Source organism: Streptomyces sp. 8N616, from assembly GCF_052246385.1.
GTDB lineage: Bacteria > Actinomycetota > Actinomycetes > Streptomycetales > Streptomycetaceae > Streptomyces.
Window position 1 is genome coordinate 143532 of record NZ_JBQQBY010000020.1, and the last position, 15534, is coordinate 159065.

Here is a 15534-nt window from a genome sequence, read left to right on the forward strand (position 1 = left end):
GAGGGAAGCGATCACCATGCCTCATCACGCGCGCACAACCCCCGTTCTCGAGCCGGCGGCCGCCGCGTTCGCCCAGGCGACCGCCAACCCGCCGTATCTGTTCGACCTCGGCCCCGACGAGGGCCGCAGGACCGTGGACGACGTACAGGCCGGCGAGATCCCCAAGCTCCCCGTCGACGAGGAGTGGATCACCGTCGAGGGCGGCCCGACCGGAAGCGTCAGGATCCGGATCGTCAAGCCCGCCGGTGCCACCGGCACCCTGCCCGCCGTGCTCTACATCCACGGCGCCGGATGGGTCTTCGGCGACGCCCACACCCACGATCGCCTCGTCCGCGAGCTGGCCGTCGGCTCGAACGCGGCCGTCGTCTTCCCCGAGTACGACCGGTCCCCCGAGTCGCACTACCCCGTCGCCATCGAGGAGTGCTACGCGGTCGCGCAGTGGATATCGCGCGAGGGGGCCGCCAAGGGGCTCGACGCCTCCCGTATCGCCGTGGCCGGCGACTCCGTGGGCGGCAACATGGCCATCGCGCTCACCCTCATGGCCAAGGAACGCGGCGACGTCTCCTTCGCCGAGCAGGTGCTCTTCTACCCCGTCACGGACGCGAACTTCGACACCGAGTCGTACCAGCAGTTCGCCGAGGGCTACTTCCTGCGCCGGGACGGCATGCAGTGGTTCTGGGACCAGTACACGACCGACCCGGACCAGCGGGCCGAGATCACCGCATCGCCGCTGCGCGCCACCACCGAGCAGCTCCGCGACCTGCCGCCCGCCCTGGTCATCACGGGCGAGGCGGACGTCCTGCGCGACGAGGGCGAGGCGTACGCCGCCAAGCTCCGCGAAGCCGGAGTCCCGGTCACGGCGACGCGCTACGCCGGGATCATCCACGACTTCGTCATGCTCAACGACCTGCGCGAGACGCAGGCCGCCGACGCCGCCATCAACCAGGCCACGGCCCTCCTGCGCGCCGCCCTCGGCACGGGCGCGGCAGGCACAGCAGGCGCAGCAAGCAGGGGCTGATCACCGGACGACGCGCTGAACGCGAACGCGTAGTCGCCCGGGGCGAGTTGGGACGTCGTTGCGGTGGGTTGGGGCTGCGGACCGTCGACCCGGAGATCGGGATTCAGGGATTCTTGGCGGGCTTGGCGGGCTTGGCGGCCTTCGCGGCGCGCTTGGCCTCCTGTTTGAAGGCGCGGACCTTGCTCAGCGACTCGGGTCCTGTGATGTCGGCGACCGAGCGGTAGGAGCCCACCTCGCCGTACGCGCCCGCGGCCTCGCGCCAGCCCTCCGGCGTCACGCCGTACTGCTTGCCCAGCAGCGCGAGGAAGATCTGGGACTTCTGCTTGCCGTAACCGGGAAGGGCGTTCAGCCGGTCGAGGAGTTCCTTGCCGGTGGCGGCGTCGCGCCACAGCGCCTCCGGGTCGCCGTCGTAGTGGTCGACCAGGTACTGGCAGAGCTGCTGGACCCGCTTGGCCATGGAGCCGGGGTAGCGGTGCACGGCGGGCTTGGCCGAGAGGAGCTCGGCGAACGCCTCGGGGTCCTGGGCGGCGATCTCGTGCGCGTCGAGGTCCTCGCCGCCCAGGCGCGTGGCGATGGTGTAGGGGCCGGTGAAAGCCCACTCCATGGGGACCTGCTGATCGAGCAGCATGCCGATCAGGGCGGCCAGCGGGCTGCGGCCGAGCAGCTCGTCGGCCTCGGGCTGCTGCGCGAGCCGGACTGTGGTGTTCATGGGGCCATGGTCTCCCTTGGTGCGGTGCCTCCGCGACCCCAGCACACCGAGGGACACCGAGGCCGCACGGCGCGGGGGTCAGCCGTAAGTCCTCACCCGCACGGCGCGGGCGTCAGCCGTAAGACCCCGCAGCGCGGCGTCAGCCGTAGGACCTCACCCGCCCAGCTCCTCGTGCCGCGAGGCCAGCCGCTTCCCGCCTTCCGCCGTCAGCGAGCCGTGCAGCCGCAGCCGGGCGATGCCGCCGTCCGGGAAGATGTCGATACGGACGTGGGTGGCGGCGGGGGCCGGTGCGTCGAGGGCGAAACGGTGCACGGTGTCGGGCTGGAGCCGGGTGCGCGGCAGGATCTCCGTCCAGGCCGGGGAGGCGTGGTCAGACGGGTCGGCGCCCGTCGATGCGTCCAGCGCGTAAAGGGCCGCCCAGCCCGCCGAGTTGCCCTTCAGACAGCCCGTGTCGATCTCGACGGCGCGGATCTCGGCCTGCTCGGTGAGCGCGTAGCGGACCCAGTCGTTGCCCTTGTCGCGGCGGCGTCTGGTCTCCCAGCCGTCGTCCATCTTCCGCGACCGCCCGGGCTGGATGGTGTTCGTGGGCGGCGAGTAGAAGCGGTCGGAGGCGTCCTCGACCGCGCCCCCGTTCTCCAGGGCCACCACATCGAAGGTGCCGAGGGAGGCGAGCCACGCCGGGTCGGGGGCGACCTCGCCGTGCACCCGGAGGCGGGCGATGCCGCCATCGGGGTGCTGGCTGACGCGCAGGTGCGTGTAGCGCTGCGGCGCGTCGACGGCGAAGCCGTTGGCGGCGTGGCCGCCGATGGCCGTACGGGGGACGATCTCGGTCCAGGTCACGTCGGGGGCGAGGAGGTCGTCGGGCGAGGGCGAGCCGTCGACCGCGGTGGCCTCGATGCTCACGGCCCGCGGGTAGTTGCCGCGGAAGTGGGCGGTGTCCACGACGATGCCGCGGATGACGCCCGGAGCGCCGAGCCGTACGAGCGCCCAGTCGTGGTCCTCGTCCACCGGGTGCGGTGTCGCGGCGTCCGTGCCGCGCCTGCGCCGCGTCTCCCAGCCGTCCATGATCTTTCCCTTGTGGCCGAAGGCCTCGGGGTCGAAGTGGGCCGGCCCGGGTTTCAGCAGATTCTCTCGCTCGGCGAAGAACTCGTCGTTCGCGGCGATGACGCCCGCGCCCAGCCTGCGGTCGGCGAGGTCCGCGAGGTGGGTGAAGGGGAAGTCGGCGCTGCGGTAGTCGGCGTACGGGTCGCCGCCGCCGTACGGGCTCGCGTCGCCGGTGAAGCGGGGGATGTCCGCGGTCATGAGTGGTGCTCCCTCTCGAGGAGTCGGCCGGTGGGCTCTGCGGTCGTTCCGTGGTCGGCGATCCGCCGCCCGCGCAGCCAGGTCGACCGTACGACGCCGTGCAGCGTGCGCCCGGCGTAGGCGGTGACCCGGTTGCGGTGGTGCAGGTCCGCGGGATCCACGGTGAAGGTCTCGTCGGTTGCCAGAACGGCGAAGTCGGCGTCGCGGCCCGCCTCGATGGCGCCCTTGTTCCGGAGCCCGGCGAGCTCGGCAGGGGCGGTGGACATCCAGCGCACGACGTCCTCGAGTCCGCGGCCGCGCCTGCGGGCCTCAGTCCAGATGGCGGGCAGGCCGAGCTGGAGGGAGGAGATGCCGCCCCAGGCCTGGGCGAAGTCGCCGGTGTCGAAGCGCTTGAGGTCGGGGGTGGAGGGCGAGTGGTCGGAGACGATGCAGTCGATCGTGCCGTCGGCCAGGCCCTGCCACAGCGCGTCCTGGTTGCCCGCCTCGCGGATGGGTGGGCAGCACTTGAACTCGGTGGCGCCGTCGGGGACTTCCTCGGCGGTCAGGGTCAGGTAGTGCGGGCAGGTCTCGACGGTCAGCCGTACGCCCTCGCGCTTGGCGGCGGCGATCAGCGGCAGGGCGTCGGAGGAGGAGAGATGCAGGATGTGCACGCGCGCGTGGAGGCGCCGCGCGAGGGCGATCAGCCCCTCGATGGCGGTGATCTCCGCGGCGCGCGGGCGGGAGGCGAGGAAGTCGGCGTAGCGGGGCCCGGGAGTCTGCGGCGCGCCCTCGATGAGGTGCGGGTCCTCGGCGTGGACGATCAGCAGCCCGCCGAAGCTCGCGATCTCGCCCATGGCCTCCTCCAGCTCCGCCGGGGTGAGCTGGGGGAACTCGTCCACGCCGGAGTGCAGCAGGAAGCACTTGAAGCCGAAGACGCCCGCGTCGTGCAGAGGCTTGAGGTCCTTGACGTTGCCGGGGACGGCGCCGCCCCAGAAGCCGACGTCGATATGGGACTTGGCGCGGGCGACGTCCCGCTTGAGGCCGAGATGCTGGACGGTGGTGGTGGGCGGGATGCTGTTGAGCGGCATGTCGATGAGGGTGGTGACGCCGCTGGCCGCGGCGGCGCGGGTGGCGGAGGAGAAGCCCTCCCACTCGGTGCGGCCGGGGTCGTTGACGTGCACGTGGGTGTCGACGAGGCCGGGGAGCAGGACGTCGTCGCCGAAGTCCTCGAACCAGGCGCCGGCCGGCGGCTCGGCGTCGTACGGCAGCACCGCCTCGATGCTGCCGCCGGTGACGGCGACCGCCGCCGCGCGCCTGCCCTCGGGGGTGATCACGCGCCGCGAGCGCAGTACCAGGTCCACCTCTGACACCCGGGCCCCTCTCCACCCATTTTCAACGTTCTGTTGAAGGGAAGTCTTTTACGCGGGCCCAGCGCCCGTCAAGGCCTGCCCGCGATGCAGAGGTTTCCACGAAATGGGAGAGGGATTTCGCTCATCGAAACATGGTGACGTCCCATGGACGTGTCCCCGACCGCGCCACCGACCGGCCCGGCTGGCCGGAAAACAGCCCGTGACCGGCGCGAACGCTGGGTCAAGGCCCATGTGGAGATCGCCGGTCCCCGGTAAGCTGCCCTTCTGCCGGTCATGCCGCGTGCTACCCCCACGCGGTGACCGGTGACTCTCCCCCAGAGCTTCGCCTGGGCGGGACCCGAGCCCCGAAAGGAACGCGACGTGCCGCCGTCCAGCGACAGCACCTCCGCCTCTGCCAAGCCCGCCGCCACGGGCGGCGTGCAGTCCCTCGAGCGCGCCTTCGACCTGCTCGAGCGGATGGCCGACGCGGGCGGCGAGGTCGGGCTGAGCGAGCTCTCCACCAGCAGCGGGCTCCCGTTGCCCACCATCCACCGGCTGATGCGCACCCTGGTGGCCTGCGGTTACGTACGCCAGCAGCCGAACCGCCGCTACGCGCTGGGCCCGCGGCTGATCCGCCTCGGCGAGAGCGCGTCCCGGCTGCTCGGCACCTGGGCCCGGCCGTACCTGGCGCGGCTGGTCGAGGAGACCGGCGAGACGGCCAACATGGCGCTGCTCGACGGCGACGAGGTGGTGTACGTCGCACAGGTTCCGTCGCGGCACTCGATGCGGATGTTCACCGAGGTCGGCCGCCGCGTGCTGCCGCACTCCACGGGTGTGGGCAAGGCGCTGCTGGCGAACACGCCGGACGAGGAGGTGCGGGCGCTGCTCGCACGCACGGGCATGCCTGCCGCCACCGAGAAGACGATCACCACGCCCGAGGGCTTCCTGCAGGCGCTGGAGCGCGTCCGCGAGGTCGGCTACGCGGTGGACGACAACGAGCAGGAGATCGGGGTCCGGTGCCTCGCGGTCTCCGTACCGGACTCGCCGACGGCGGCCGCCATCTCGATCTCGGGTCCTGCCGGGCGGGTGACCGAGGTGGCCACGGAGAAGATCGTGCCACTGCTGCAGGAGGTCGCGGCCGACCTGTCGGTCGCACTGGCCAGCACGGGCAGCGGGAACGGGAACGGCAACGGCAACGGCGGCGCGCTCTGAGGCCGTGGCGTGCTGCGCCACCGACCGGTGCCGTCGGTCCGCAGCCCCGGGTAGCGGCCCGCCCGACTGCCGGTGCGGCCCCGGCGATTCAGTCGCCGGGGCGCGGGTTCAGTCACCGGGGCGCGGGTTCAGTCACCGGGGCGCGGGTTCAGTCGCCGGGGCGCGGGCAGGGCAGCTCGCTGAAGCTGTCGATCACCCGGCGCATGTCGGAGAGGGCCGGTGCCAGCGCGCTCACCGAGCCCAGCGCACCGGTGACCAGCAGCAGGGAGCGGCGCAGCCGGGGCACCTCGGGCGCACCGGAGCGGGCCATCGCGTCCAGGGCCGCGAGCTCGTCCTCGGCAACCCCACGGTCCGGCAAGTCCGCAGGATGACTCGCCAGTTCCCGGCGCAGCCGGGACACGGCCGCGCACAGCTCCATCACCCGTGGGTCCACCTCCGTCCCCGGGTCGCGGCCGGTGTCGGCCGTCTGCCTCTGCTCCACTGCTACGGCGCCCTCCGCCGCCGCGGTGCCCGTCGGCCTGCCGCGGACCATCTGGTTGCTCAGCCCCACGCTGCCCTCCCCTCCCGGACTCCCTCCGGCCTCACGGCGCGCTGCGCCTGCGCGAGAGGCCGCGGATCAGTTAACGCCACTCTCCGCACCGAGCGCCACACGGAGGGCGAAATTCAGCCCATGAGACTGATGCGGTATATGCAGGGCGCATGAGACCTTCCGCGAGCGGCGCGTCCGATTCCGCTGCGTACGACCCCCGGATCGCCGGACTGCTGCTGGCCGCGGGCGGCGGCCGGCGGCTGGGCGGACGGCCCAAGGCCCTGCTGGATTTCCGGGGACGGCCGCTGGTCGAGCACGCGGCGCGCGTGCTGCGCGAGGGCGGCTGCTCCCCCGTGCACGTGGTGCTGGGCGCCTCCGCCGACGCCGTACGAGCCAGGGCCCGGCTGCCGGGCTGCGTGCTCGTCGACAACCCCGACTGGGCGGCGGGGATGGGCTCTTCGCTGCGCGCCGGCCTGGCGTCCCTCGCCGGTACGGGCGCGCGGGCGGTGGTCGTCGCGCTCGTGGACCAGCCGGGCATCGGCGCGGACGCGGTGGCACGCGTGCGGGCGTCGTACGAGTCGCCGTCGAGCCTGGCCGCAGCGTCGTACGGGGGGCGGCGCGGCCACCCGGTGCTGTTCGGCGCCGACCGCTGGCCCGGGATCACGGCGGTCGCGGCGGGCGACCAGGGCGCGCGGGCGTATCTGCGGCAGCACGAGGCGGAGATCGCACTCGTCGACTGCTCGGACATCGCGGCGCCCGACGACATCGACACTCCGGAGGACTTGAGGCTCCTCGACTAGGACCTGTCCGGCGGACCAGGACGCCCGCGGCGGGCTTCTCCCCTGATCCGCCGGACCTTCCTAACCGGGTCCCGTCCGTCCGCGCCGGACGCGGGTGCCTCCGCCTCCCCTCCGCGGCTGCCCCTGCCGGGGTTGCCCCTGCCGCACTCGCTCCTGCCGCGTTCGCCGCTCCCGCGCTCGCCCCTCCCCCGCCTCGAGCTGGACCACGTATGGCCGGGCGCCGGAGAGCCGGACCTGCTGGATGTGAACCGGCGTCAGCTGGTGCCGGATGGCGGTCGGGAGTTCGGCCGTGTCCGGGAGCAGGACCACGGCTCGGCCACCGGGAGCGAGTACCCTTCGCAGCTCCGCCCACCAGCGCGACAGGCCCCCGGCGAGCAGGCCCTGTGCGCCGACCTGGGCGCCCCAGGGCGGGTTGGACACCATACGGTCGGCACTGCCGTCGGGCAGCGGCAGTTCGCCCGCATCGGCCCGGCGGACCGCGATGTCCCGGCAGTCCGCCGCGTTCGCCCGCGCCGCCCGCACCGCCTCCGGATCCACGTCGAAACCGTTGAACCGGGCCCCCGGCTGCAGCTGTTCCGCCTCGATGAGCAGCGTGCCCGCCCCGCAGCACGGATCGAGCACCCGGTGCCCGGCCCGTAAGTCGGCCATCCGGGCCATGGCCGCGGCCAGCGGAGGATGCAGGGTGCCCGGGAGCGCGTAGCGCTTGTAGGCCCGCCGGTGCAGGGGCCGGTCGGCGATCCGCAGCATGAGCGTTGCCCGTTCACCGTCCAGGGTCAGCCGCCATCCGCTGTGATCCGCGGGGGGCGCGACGCCCCCGCGCCGCGCGTGGTAACCGACCCCCAGCCGCCTCGCCAGGACCCGGCCGACGACGTCCTCGGCGTCGTACCGGTTGAAGTTGCGCTTCCCCAGGAAGGAAGCCGACACCTCGACACCGGTGGGCACACCCGCTCGCTCGCCGTCCCGTCGCTGCCGCAGGAGCGCGGCCGTATCGGTCAGGGCGACGAGCTCGGCGAGGCCCTCGACAGCCGCCTTGCCCGGCCCGATGTCCGGGAGCTGGGCGGCGAGCAGGAACACGTCGTCCGCGGTCCGCAGTGCAACCCAACAACGCGCAGGCCGGTACGTGCGGAAGTGCACCTCCCGGTGTCCCAGATGGGTGATCACGCCGAGTCCGCGCTCGAGGATCTCGGCTGCCACGGCCGTCTCGAGACCGCGTACGCACCGCGCCACCAGGCGCGCCGCCGTCACGAGACGGAGGCGGTGCCGGGACGCGGGGCGGTGAGAAGGAGCGCGCGCTTGCGCATGGTGTCGTTCTTCTCCCACGTCAGGACTCGGGACGGCGCTGCGCCGTCCCGCCTCGTCGGCGACGGGGATTCCTCGCTTCGCCGACGGCACTCAGCGCAGGTGGAAGAAGAAGATCACGGGTCGGAGGCTAGCAGCGGCGCAGCCGCGCGGTCGCGTCAATTACGGCCGCCCGCGGCCCAACGAGGCCTGGCGGCAGGGGTTCAGCGAGGACAGTCTTGAAGAGTGGCACTCAGAGCCACCCGAGGTCCCGTGGATCACCGAAAAAATTATCTCGACGTCAACAGACCTTGAACTTCCACCATGAGGAAACTATTCTCCACTGGTCAGAAGCGCCCTGAACCTCAGGCGGCGCCCGCGACCGCATCCGGAGCCGACGGCACCCCGTGCCGCCCGCCGGTGATCCCGCGGCCCTCCGGGCACCGACCGCTGAATGGAGTGACAGCTCATGCCCGCACCAGCGCCGTCGCAGCCGGCCGTCGTCGACGTCGATCCCGGCCGGGCACCGGCACGGCAGGGCGAGGTCCTCAACCACGCGGCCCTCGCCTTCATCGCCGCACTCCACCAGCGGTTCACCCCCCGCCGTGACGAGCTCCTCGCGCTCCGCAAGGAGCGCCGTGCCGAGATCGCCAGGACCAGCGCCCTGGACTTCCTGCCCGAGACCGCGCACATCCGCGAGGGCGAGTGGAAGGTCGGCCCGGCGCCCGCCGCGCTCGACGACCGGCGCGTGGAGATCACCGGCCCCACGGACCGCAAGATGACCATCAACGCGCTCAATTCGGGCGCCAAGGTCTGGCTCGCCGACTTCGAGGACGCCTCGGCTCCCACCTGGGAGAACGTCGTCCTCGGCCAGCTCAACCTGATCGACGCCTACGAGCGCCGGATCGACTTCACCGGCCCCGAGGGCAAGACGTACGCCCTGAAGCCCGCCGAGGAGCTCGCGACCGTCGTGATGCGGCCGCGCGGCTGGCACCTGGACGAGCGGCACGTACGCGTAGGCGACCGTGCGGTCCCCGGCGCCCTCGTCGACTTCGGGCTCTACTTCTTCCACAACGCGCAGCGCCTGATCGACCTCGGCAAAGGCCCGTACTTCTACCTCCCGAAGCTCGAGTCGCACCTCGAGGCGCGCCTGTGGAACGACGTCTTCGTCTTCGCGCAGGACTACGTGGGCCTTCCGCAGGGCACCATCCGCGCCACCGTGCTGATCGAGACGATCACCGCCGCGTACGAGATGGAGGAGATCCTCTACGAGCTGCGCGACCACGCCTCCGGGCTCAACGCGGGCCGCTGGGACTACCTGTTCTCCATCGTCAAGAACTTCCGTGACGGCGGACCCAGGTTCGTCCTGCCGGACCGCAACGCGGTGACCATGACCGCCCCGTTCATGCGCGCCTACACCGAACTCCTGGTCCGTACGTGCCACAAGCGCGGCGCCCACGCCATCGGCGGCATGGCCGCGTTCATCCCCTCCCGCCGCGACCCCGAGGTCAACGCCAGGGCGCTGGAGAAGGTGAAGGCCGACAAGGACCGCGAGGCCGGGGACGGCTTCGACGGATCGTGGGTGGCGCACCCGGACCTGGTGCCGGTGGCCCGCGCCTCCTTCGACGCGGTCCTCGGCGAGAAGCCGAACCAGAAGGACCGGCTGCGCGAGGACGTCCACGTGACGGCGGAGCAGCTGACCGACATCGCGTCGCTGGACGCCAGGCCCACGTACGAGGGGCTGCGCAACGCCGTGCAGGTGGGCACCCGTTACATCGAAGCGTGGCTGCGCGGGCTCGGCGCCGTCGCCATCTTCAACCTGATGGAGGACGCGGCGACCGCGGAGATCTCCCGCTCCCAGATCTGGCAGTGGATCAACGCGGGCGTCGCCTTCGAGAACGGCGAGAAGGCCACGCCGGAGCTGGTCCGCAGGGTCGCGGACGGGGAACTGGCCGCGATCCGCGAGGAGATCGGCGAGGAGGCGTTCGCGGCGGGCATGTGGCGCCAGGCGCACGACCTGCTGCTCAGGGTCGCGCTCGATGAGGACTATGCGGACTTCCTCACCCTGCCCGCGTACGAGCTGCTGACCTGACTCGCCCCCTCTCAGGGCCTGTCAGACCCTTGTCAGGCCTCTCTGTCAAGCCGTCTGCCGGGCGGCGCCGGTGGCCAGCCAGGCGGCGACGGCTTCGGCGATGGGCTGCTCGGTCTCCAGCTGGATGAAGCCGAACTGCCCGCCCTGGTTGCACTCGAGAAACCACCAGGTGCCGTCCTCGTCCTCGGCGAAGTCGAAAGCGCCGTAGGCGAGCCGCGCGGTGTGCATGTAGGCGCGGACGGCAGGACCGATGCGGGCGGGCAGTTCGGTGGGCTCCCAGGGGTGGCCGTTCTCGGTGAACCGCCCGTCCACCTGGTCGGGGTCGGCCGCCTTCCGGGCCGCGAACAGCGCGTCGCCCACACAGGTCAGCCGGATGTCCGCGCGCTTGGGTACGAGTTGCTGAAGAAGGGTGGGGCCGGCCGCGACTTCCGCGAAGTCCGCGTCCGGCTCGATACGGGTGGTGGGCAGCGCCAACGGCGGGTCGCTGGGGTGTGCTCCGGAGACCGACTTGACGACGAGGTCCGGGTACCGGCCGGCGAACTCGCGCGCCACCTGCGGAAACGTGGTGATCAGGGTCGGGGGCACGGCGAAGGCGCTGTGCCGGGCGACATGCAGCTGCCACGGCTTGTAGCGGGCCTGCGCGGCCGCGTTGGGGTGATTCATCCAGCGCGCCGCGGTGCAACTCAGCGTTCCGTACAGCGCCTGTGTGGACTCGGCCGTGAGCCAGGCGGACTGCTCGACGGCGTGCGCTCCGGGCGCGCCGGGTCTTCGGATCCATATCGAGCGCAGGCCGTTCATGCTCACGACGCGCCCGCCGCTCGACAGGTGCCCGTGGAAGTCGCCCTGGACGTACTCGGCCGACAGGGCGACGTCGCCGGGGAGGTCGGCGGGATCGAGGCGTACGACCGGGACTCCGGATGCGTTCAGCGCGGACACCACCATGTCCGCGGTCACGTCCTCTTCGCAGGTCAGGACCAGCACGGTCATGGGCGGGTCGGTCAGTCGTCGAAGTGCGTCTTGGAACCCGCGGTGGAGGTGGTGGTGCCGGCCGCGAGCAGCACCGCGGGGTCCTCGATGGCAGGGCGCCCGTCGGACAGGACGTTCAACTGCCGCGTGGATTCGTAGGCGTAGGGGGTCACGGCGGGTGGGTGCACGGCCGGACGGGCGTAATTCAACGCGAACGGTCGCATGACTTTCTCCTCCTTGTGCCCGGGAGGGGCGCCGGCGTCTCTCCACGACCCTCCCTTCAGACGCGACGGCGCGCGTCCGGGTTCATCGGGCCGGCAGCTGAAGTCCGCCGACCCCCCCGCACGTAATAGAACGTACGGGTAAACGTAGTTGTTTCACGGCTCTGGGTAGTTTTTCCGGCTTCCTCGCGAAGCCGCTCGCCCTCAAAGAGGGGCGAGAGGCGGTACGGGTTTCACCCACAGGTCGAACGCTCCGGGACTTGACGGGTATACGTCCGCGGCGGAGCCTGATAGGAAAGGTTCCTAACGATTCGTTCGCCGGCCACAACAACCCCCCACCGGAGGACTTATGCGAACCCGCTCGACCGGCAAGGGACTTCGGTCCGCCTCGCGTCTCCTGCTCGGCCTGGCCCTGCTCGCGATCCCGGCCACGGCAGTGGCCACGACGGCCGCGACCGAGGAACGGAAGCCCGCGGCCCAGTCCCGGGCGCAGGAGCAGGAGCAGACCGCCCAGGCGGCTTCCGGGCTCGACGACCCGGAGAAGAAGGAAATAGCGATGAAGCTGGTGTCCAGCGCGGAGAACTCCTCGCTGGACTGGAAGGCGCAGTACAAGTACATCGAGGACATCGGCGACGGCCGCGGCTACACGGCGGGCATCATCGGCTTCTGCTCCGGCACCGGCGACATGCTGGACCTGGTGGAGCTCTACACCCAGCGGAAGCCGGACAACGTCCTCGCCAAGTACCTGCCCGCGCTGCGCGAGGTGAACGGCAGCGACTCGCACGAGGGCCTCGACCCGACGTTCACCGGCGACTGGGAGAAGGCCGCGCAGGACCCGGAGTTCACGAAGGCGCAGGACGACGAGCGCGACCGGGTCTACTTCAACCCGGCGGTCAGCCGGGGGAAGGAGGACGGCATCGGGACGCTCGGCCAGTTCGCGTACTACGACGCGATCGTGATGCACGGCGACGGCGACGACGAGACGAGCTTCGGCTCGATCCGCGAGAAGGCCCTCGCCGAGGCGAAGCCCCCGTCCGAGGGCGGCGACGAGGTGAAGTACCTGCACGCCTTCCTCGACGCGCGGGTGTGGGCCATGAAGCAGGAGGAGGCCCACAGCGACACCAGCCGGGTGGACACGGCCCAGCGGGTCTTCCTCAACGACGGCAACCTCAATCTGGACACCCCGCTGGACTGGAAGGTCTACGGCGACAGCTACCACATCGACTGACCGCCCGGCCGGCCGAGCCGACCGCGCCGGCCCGCTCAGCGCGCCACCGCCGCGGTGCCAGGGGCGGCGATCGGGATCAGTGTGCTGAACCGGCCCCGGGGGCATGGACCTTGGGTCGCGCCCCCGGGGCCCGGCAGCTGCCGCGGACCCCGCTCGGGTCCGCAGCCGCCGGCCGGGAGCCGTCCCTCCCGGCCGGAGCTCTTACGGCAGTCGCCTACTCACGCCGGTTGCCTGCTTGCGTCAGATTGCCTGCTCGCGCCCGTTGCCTCCTCGCGCCGTTTGCCTCCTTGCGCCGTTTGCCTCCTTGCGCCGGGTGCCTACTCACGCCAGTTACCTGCTCGCGCCAGTCGCCTACCGGCCGTCAGCCGCCGTCGGCGATCCGCGCCAGCCGCCGCGCCTGCTCCCGCGCGCTGCGGGCGATGGCGTCCTCGTCGGCGGTCGTCAGGCGGCCCGCCTCGACGACCGGCCTGCCGTTGATCAGCGAGAGCGTGACCGGGGCGGCCGCGCCGAAGACGAGGGCCGCGACCGGGTCGGCGATGGAGGAGTGCCCGATGCCGTCCAGCTTCCACAGCACCAGGTCGGCCAGCTTGCCCGCCTCGAGCGAGCCGATCTCGCCCGCCCGGCCCAGCACTTGCGCGCCGCCGTATGTGCCCAGGCGCAGCGCCTGACGGGCGTTCAGTGCGTGCTCGCGCCTGTCCCCGAGGCGGTTGATGAGCAGCGCGTTGCGCAGCTCGGTGTGCAGTTCGCCCGACTCGTTGGACGCCGTGCCGTCGACGCCGAGGCCGACCGGGATCCCGGCGGCCAGCATGTCCGGCACGCGCGCGATGCCCGCGGCGAGCCGCGCGTTGGAGGACGGGCAGTGCGCGACGCCGGTCTTCGTACGGGCGAAGGCGGCGATGTCGGAGTCGTTCATGTGGACGCAGTGCGCCATCCACACGTCCTCGCCGAGCCAGCCGGTCGACTCGAAGTAGTCGGTCGGGCCCATGCCGAAGAGCTCGTCGCAGAACTTCTCCTCCTCCACGGTCTCCGAGCCGTGGGTGTGCAGCCGTACGCGCTTGCGCCGGGCCAGCACGGCGGCCTCGCGCAGCAGGTCCGTGGAGACCGAGAAGGGCGAGCAGGGCGCGGCGGCGATCTGCAGCATCGAGCCGGACGAGGCGTCGTGGTACGTGTCGATCGCCTCCTCGGTGGCGATCAGCGCGGCCTCGGTGGCCTCGACGGCGAAGTCCGGCGGCAGGCCGCCGTCCGACTGGCCGCGGTCCATGGAACCGCGGGCAGCGGTGAAGCGGACGCCCATCTCGCGGGCAGCGCGGATCTCCGCGCCGAGCAGGTCGCCCGCACCCTGCGGGAAGACGTAGTGGTGGTCGAACGCCGTCGTCACGCCGCCGCGGACCATCATCGCGAGCGAGCCCCGGGCGGCCGCGTGGACCATGGGCTCGTCGATACGCGCCCAGACCGGGTAGAGGGCGACCAGCCAGTTGAAGAGGCTGGAGTCCTGGGCGAGGCCCCGGGTGATCCACTGGTAGAAGTGGTGGTGGGTGTTGACCAGGCCGGGGGTCACCAGGTGCCCGGTGCCGTCGACACGCCGTAGGACGTCTTCGAGCCCCTCGGGGGCCTTGCCCGGACCCACCGACTCGATGCGGTTGTCCGCTACGACGACATGGCCCGAGGCGTACTCGGTGTCATCCGCGTCCACGGTGGCGATCGCGCAGTTCTCGATCACGATGCGCTGGGCTGCCATCACGGTTCCTCTTTTTCCTTCGGTGGCGCGGGCCCGGGGTCGAGCGGGGTGACGACCGGGTCCGCGGTGCTGCTCGGTTGCGCAGATGCCCCCGCTCTCCCTCAGGCCCCTGGGGCCGATGACGCCGGCGCCGCGCGTCGGAGGGTGGGTGGTGACGGGTCAGAGGTTGGTGAGGTCGACCGGGATCCGCGGCTCGACGCCGTCCCGCAGCACGGTGGCCTCGATGAGCCCGTACAGGCGGTCGGCGGCGAAGTAGACCTCGTTGTCGTTCTTCAGCCCGAACGGTTCCAGGTCCACCAGGAAGTGGTGCTTGTTCGGCAGCGAGAGGCGGACCTCGTCGATCTCCGAGCGGCTGTTGATCATCCGCGAGCCCATCTGGTACAGCGTCTGCTGCAGCGACAGGCTGTAGGTCTCGGCGAAGGCCTGCAACAGGTGCTTGCGCGCCTGCGCGTACGACTTCTCCCAGTCCGGCATCCGCTCCTCGTCACTGGTCCAGTTGTAGCGCCAGCGGGCGTGCACCTGGGTGGCGAGGATGCGGTCGTACGCCTCCTTGAGGGTCGTGTACTTGTCCTTCACATAGCCCCAGAACTCCGAGTTGGTGGAGTTCATGACGGTGAGGTCCTTCAGGCCGGTGACGACCTCCCAGCTCTCGCCGTCGAAGGTGATCTGGGCAGTGCGGATCTCCTGGCCCTTGCGGACGAAGGAGTGCTTGATCTCGTCGGCTCCGATGAACTGAGCGTCGGCGTCGGAGGTCTCGATCCGCTCCCAGGCGTACTCCTCGATGCGGATGCGCGCCCGGTGGATCGGCTCCTGGCTGGTCACGAAGTGGCGGGCCAGGTGGATGCCGAACTGCTCGGCCGACTCGATCCCGTACTGCTTGGCGAAGGCGTAGACGGTGTTCTTGGTCGTGTCGGTCGGCAGGACGCTGGCGTTGCTGCCGCTGTAGTGCACCTCGTCCATGTCGCCGGAGAGGGCGACGGAGACGTTGAGGTCCTTGATGTGGTGGGTGTCGCCGTCCCGCGTGATCCTGACGACGCGGTTCTCTGCTTTCCCGTACTGGTTCTGGCCGAGAACCACCGGGCGGGTGGGCGGGAGAGAAGGTGACATGTCGGT

14 protein-coding genes are annotated in these 15534 nt (G+C 71.5%); 5 read left to right on the plus strand and 9 right to left on the minus strand.

Going from position 1 to position 15534, the window contains the following annotated elements; genetic code table 11:
- Nucleotides 1-16: 16 nt before the first annotated feature.
- Complete coding sequence (locus ACTWQC_RS20055; RefSeq protein ID WP_443317100.1) at nucleotides 17-1018, plus strand: alpha/beta hydrolase; 1002 nt, start codon at nucleotides 17-19, stop codon at nucleotides 1016-1018.
- 103 nt (nucleotides 1019-1121) lie between these two features.
- Here ACTWQC_RS20055 and ACTWQC_RS20060 read toward each other — a convergent pair whose 3' ends face one another.
- From ACTWQC_RS20060 to allB, 3 genes are all read right to left on the minus strand, one after another.
- Entirely contained in the window at nucleotides 1122-1727 is a 606-nt protein-coding gene (locus ACTWQC_RS20060) for an HhH-GPD-type base excision DNA repair protein (protein ID WP_443317101.1), read from the minus strand.
- 153 nt (nucleotides 1728-1880) lie between these two features.
- Nucleotides 1881-3029 (minus strand): allantoicase, encoded by a 1149-nt coding sequence (alc, locus tag ACTWQC_RS20065; protein WP_443317102.1) that lies wholly within the window; start codon nucleotides 3027-3029, stop codon nucleotides 1881-1883.
- Entirely contained in the window at nucleotides 3026-4378 is a 1353-nt protein-coding gene (gene allB, locus ACTWQC_RS20070) for an allantoinase AllB (protein WP_443317103.1), read from the minus strand. The genes alc and allB overlap by 4 nt, the downstream gene beginning before the upstream one ends.
- 360 nt (nucleotides 4379-4738) lie before the next feature.
- On the opposite strand from allB, the gene ACTWQC_RS20075 reads away from it, so the two are divergent.
- Nucleotides 4739-5569: an IclR family transcriptional regulator gene (locus ACTWQC_RS20075; protein ID WP_443317104.1), complete on the plus strand. Its 831-nt coding sequence runs from the start codon at nucleotides 4739-4741 to the stop codon at nucleotides 5567-5569.
- 148 nt (nucleotides 5570-5717) lie between these two features.
- On the opposite strand, the gene ACTWQC_RS20080 is transcribed toward ACTWQC_RS20075, so the two are convergent.
- Nucleotides 5718-6119 carry a DUF5955 family protein gene (locus tag ACTWQC_RS20080; protein WP_443317105.1) on the minus strand — a complete coding sequence of 134 codons (402 nt, stop codon included), beginning with the start codon at nucleotides 6117-6119 and terminating at the stop codon, nucleotides 5718-5720.
- A gap of 149 nt (nucleotides 6120-6268) precedes the next feature.
- Between ACTWQC_RS20080 and ACTWQC_RS20085 the strand changes: the two genes are divergently transcribed.
- Nucleotides 6269-6898 (plus strand): nucleotidyltransferase family protein, encoded by a 630-nt coding sequence (locus ACTWQC_RS20085; RefSeq protein ID WP_443317106.1) that lies wholly within the window; start codon nucleotides 6269-6271, stop codon nucleotides 6896-6898.
- A 60-nt stretch (nucleotides 6899-6958) separates the two neighbouring features.
- On the opposite strand, the gene ACTWQC_RS20090 is transcribed toward ACTWQC_RS20085, so the two are convergent.
- A complete protein-coding gene (locus ACTWQC_RS20090; RefSeq protein ID WP_443317107.1) occupies nucleotides 6959-8143 on the minus strand; it encodes a methyltransferase domain-containing protein in 1185 nt (394 codons plus the stop codon).
- 502 nt (nucleotides 8144-8645) lie between these two features.
- Between ACTWQC_RS20090 and aceB the strand changes: the two genes are divergently transcribed.
- Nucleotides 8646-10268: a malate synthase A gene (gene aceB / locus ACTWQC_RS20095; protein WP_443317108.1), complete on the plus strand. Its 1623-nt coding sequence runs from the start codon at nucleotides 8646-8648 to the stop codon at nucleotides 10266-10268.
- 45 nt (nucleotides 10269-10313) lie between these two features.
- Here aceB and tgmB read toward each other — a convergent pair whose 3' ends face one another.
- Together tgmB and tgmA are read right to left on the minus strand one after the other, a co-directional pair.
- The gene (tgmB, locus tag ACTWQC_RS20100) at nucleotides 10314-11255 is read right to left on the minus strand and encodes an ATP-grasp ribosomal peptide maturase (RefSeq protein WP_443317109.1); all 942 of its coding nucleotides are present in this window, start codon (nucleotides 11253-11255) and stop codon (nucleotides 10314-10316) included.
- Nucleotides 11256-11266: 11 nt separating this feature from the next.
- Entirely contained in the window at nucleotides 11267-11458 is a 192-nt protein-coding gene (gene tgmA, locus ACTWQC_RS20105; RefSeq protein WP_443317110.1) for a putative ATP-grasp-modified RiPP, read from the minus strand.
- A gap of 346 nt (nucleotides 11459-11804) precedes the next feature.
- Here tgmA and ACTWQC_RS20110 point away from each other — a divergent pair, with 346 nt between their 5' ends.
- On the plus strand, nucleotides 11805-12683 hold the full coding sequence (locus ACTWQC_RS20110; RefSeq protein ID WP_443317111.1) for a chitosanase: 879 nt from the start codon (nucleotides 11805-11807) through the stop codon (nucleotides 12681-12683).
- A gap of 361 nt (nucleotides 12684-13044) precedes the next feature.
- Here the strand turns inward: ACTWQC_RS20110 and ACTWQC_RS20115 are convergent, their stop codons facing one another.
- Complete coding sequence (locus ACTWQC_RS20115) at nucleotides 13045-14421, minus strand: 8-oxoguanine deaminase (protein WP_443317112.1); 1377 nt, start codon at nucleotides 14419-14421, stop codon at nucleotides 13045-13047.
- Nucleotides 14422-14580: 159 nt separating this feature from the next.
- Nucleotides 14581-15528, minus strand: a complete 948-nt coding sequence (pucL, locus tag ACTWQC_RS20120) for a factor-independent urate hydroxylase (RefSeq protein WP_443317113.1) — start codon at nucleotides 15526-15528, stop codon at nucleotides 14581-14583.
- Nucleotides 15529-15534 lie beyond the last annotated feature (6 nt).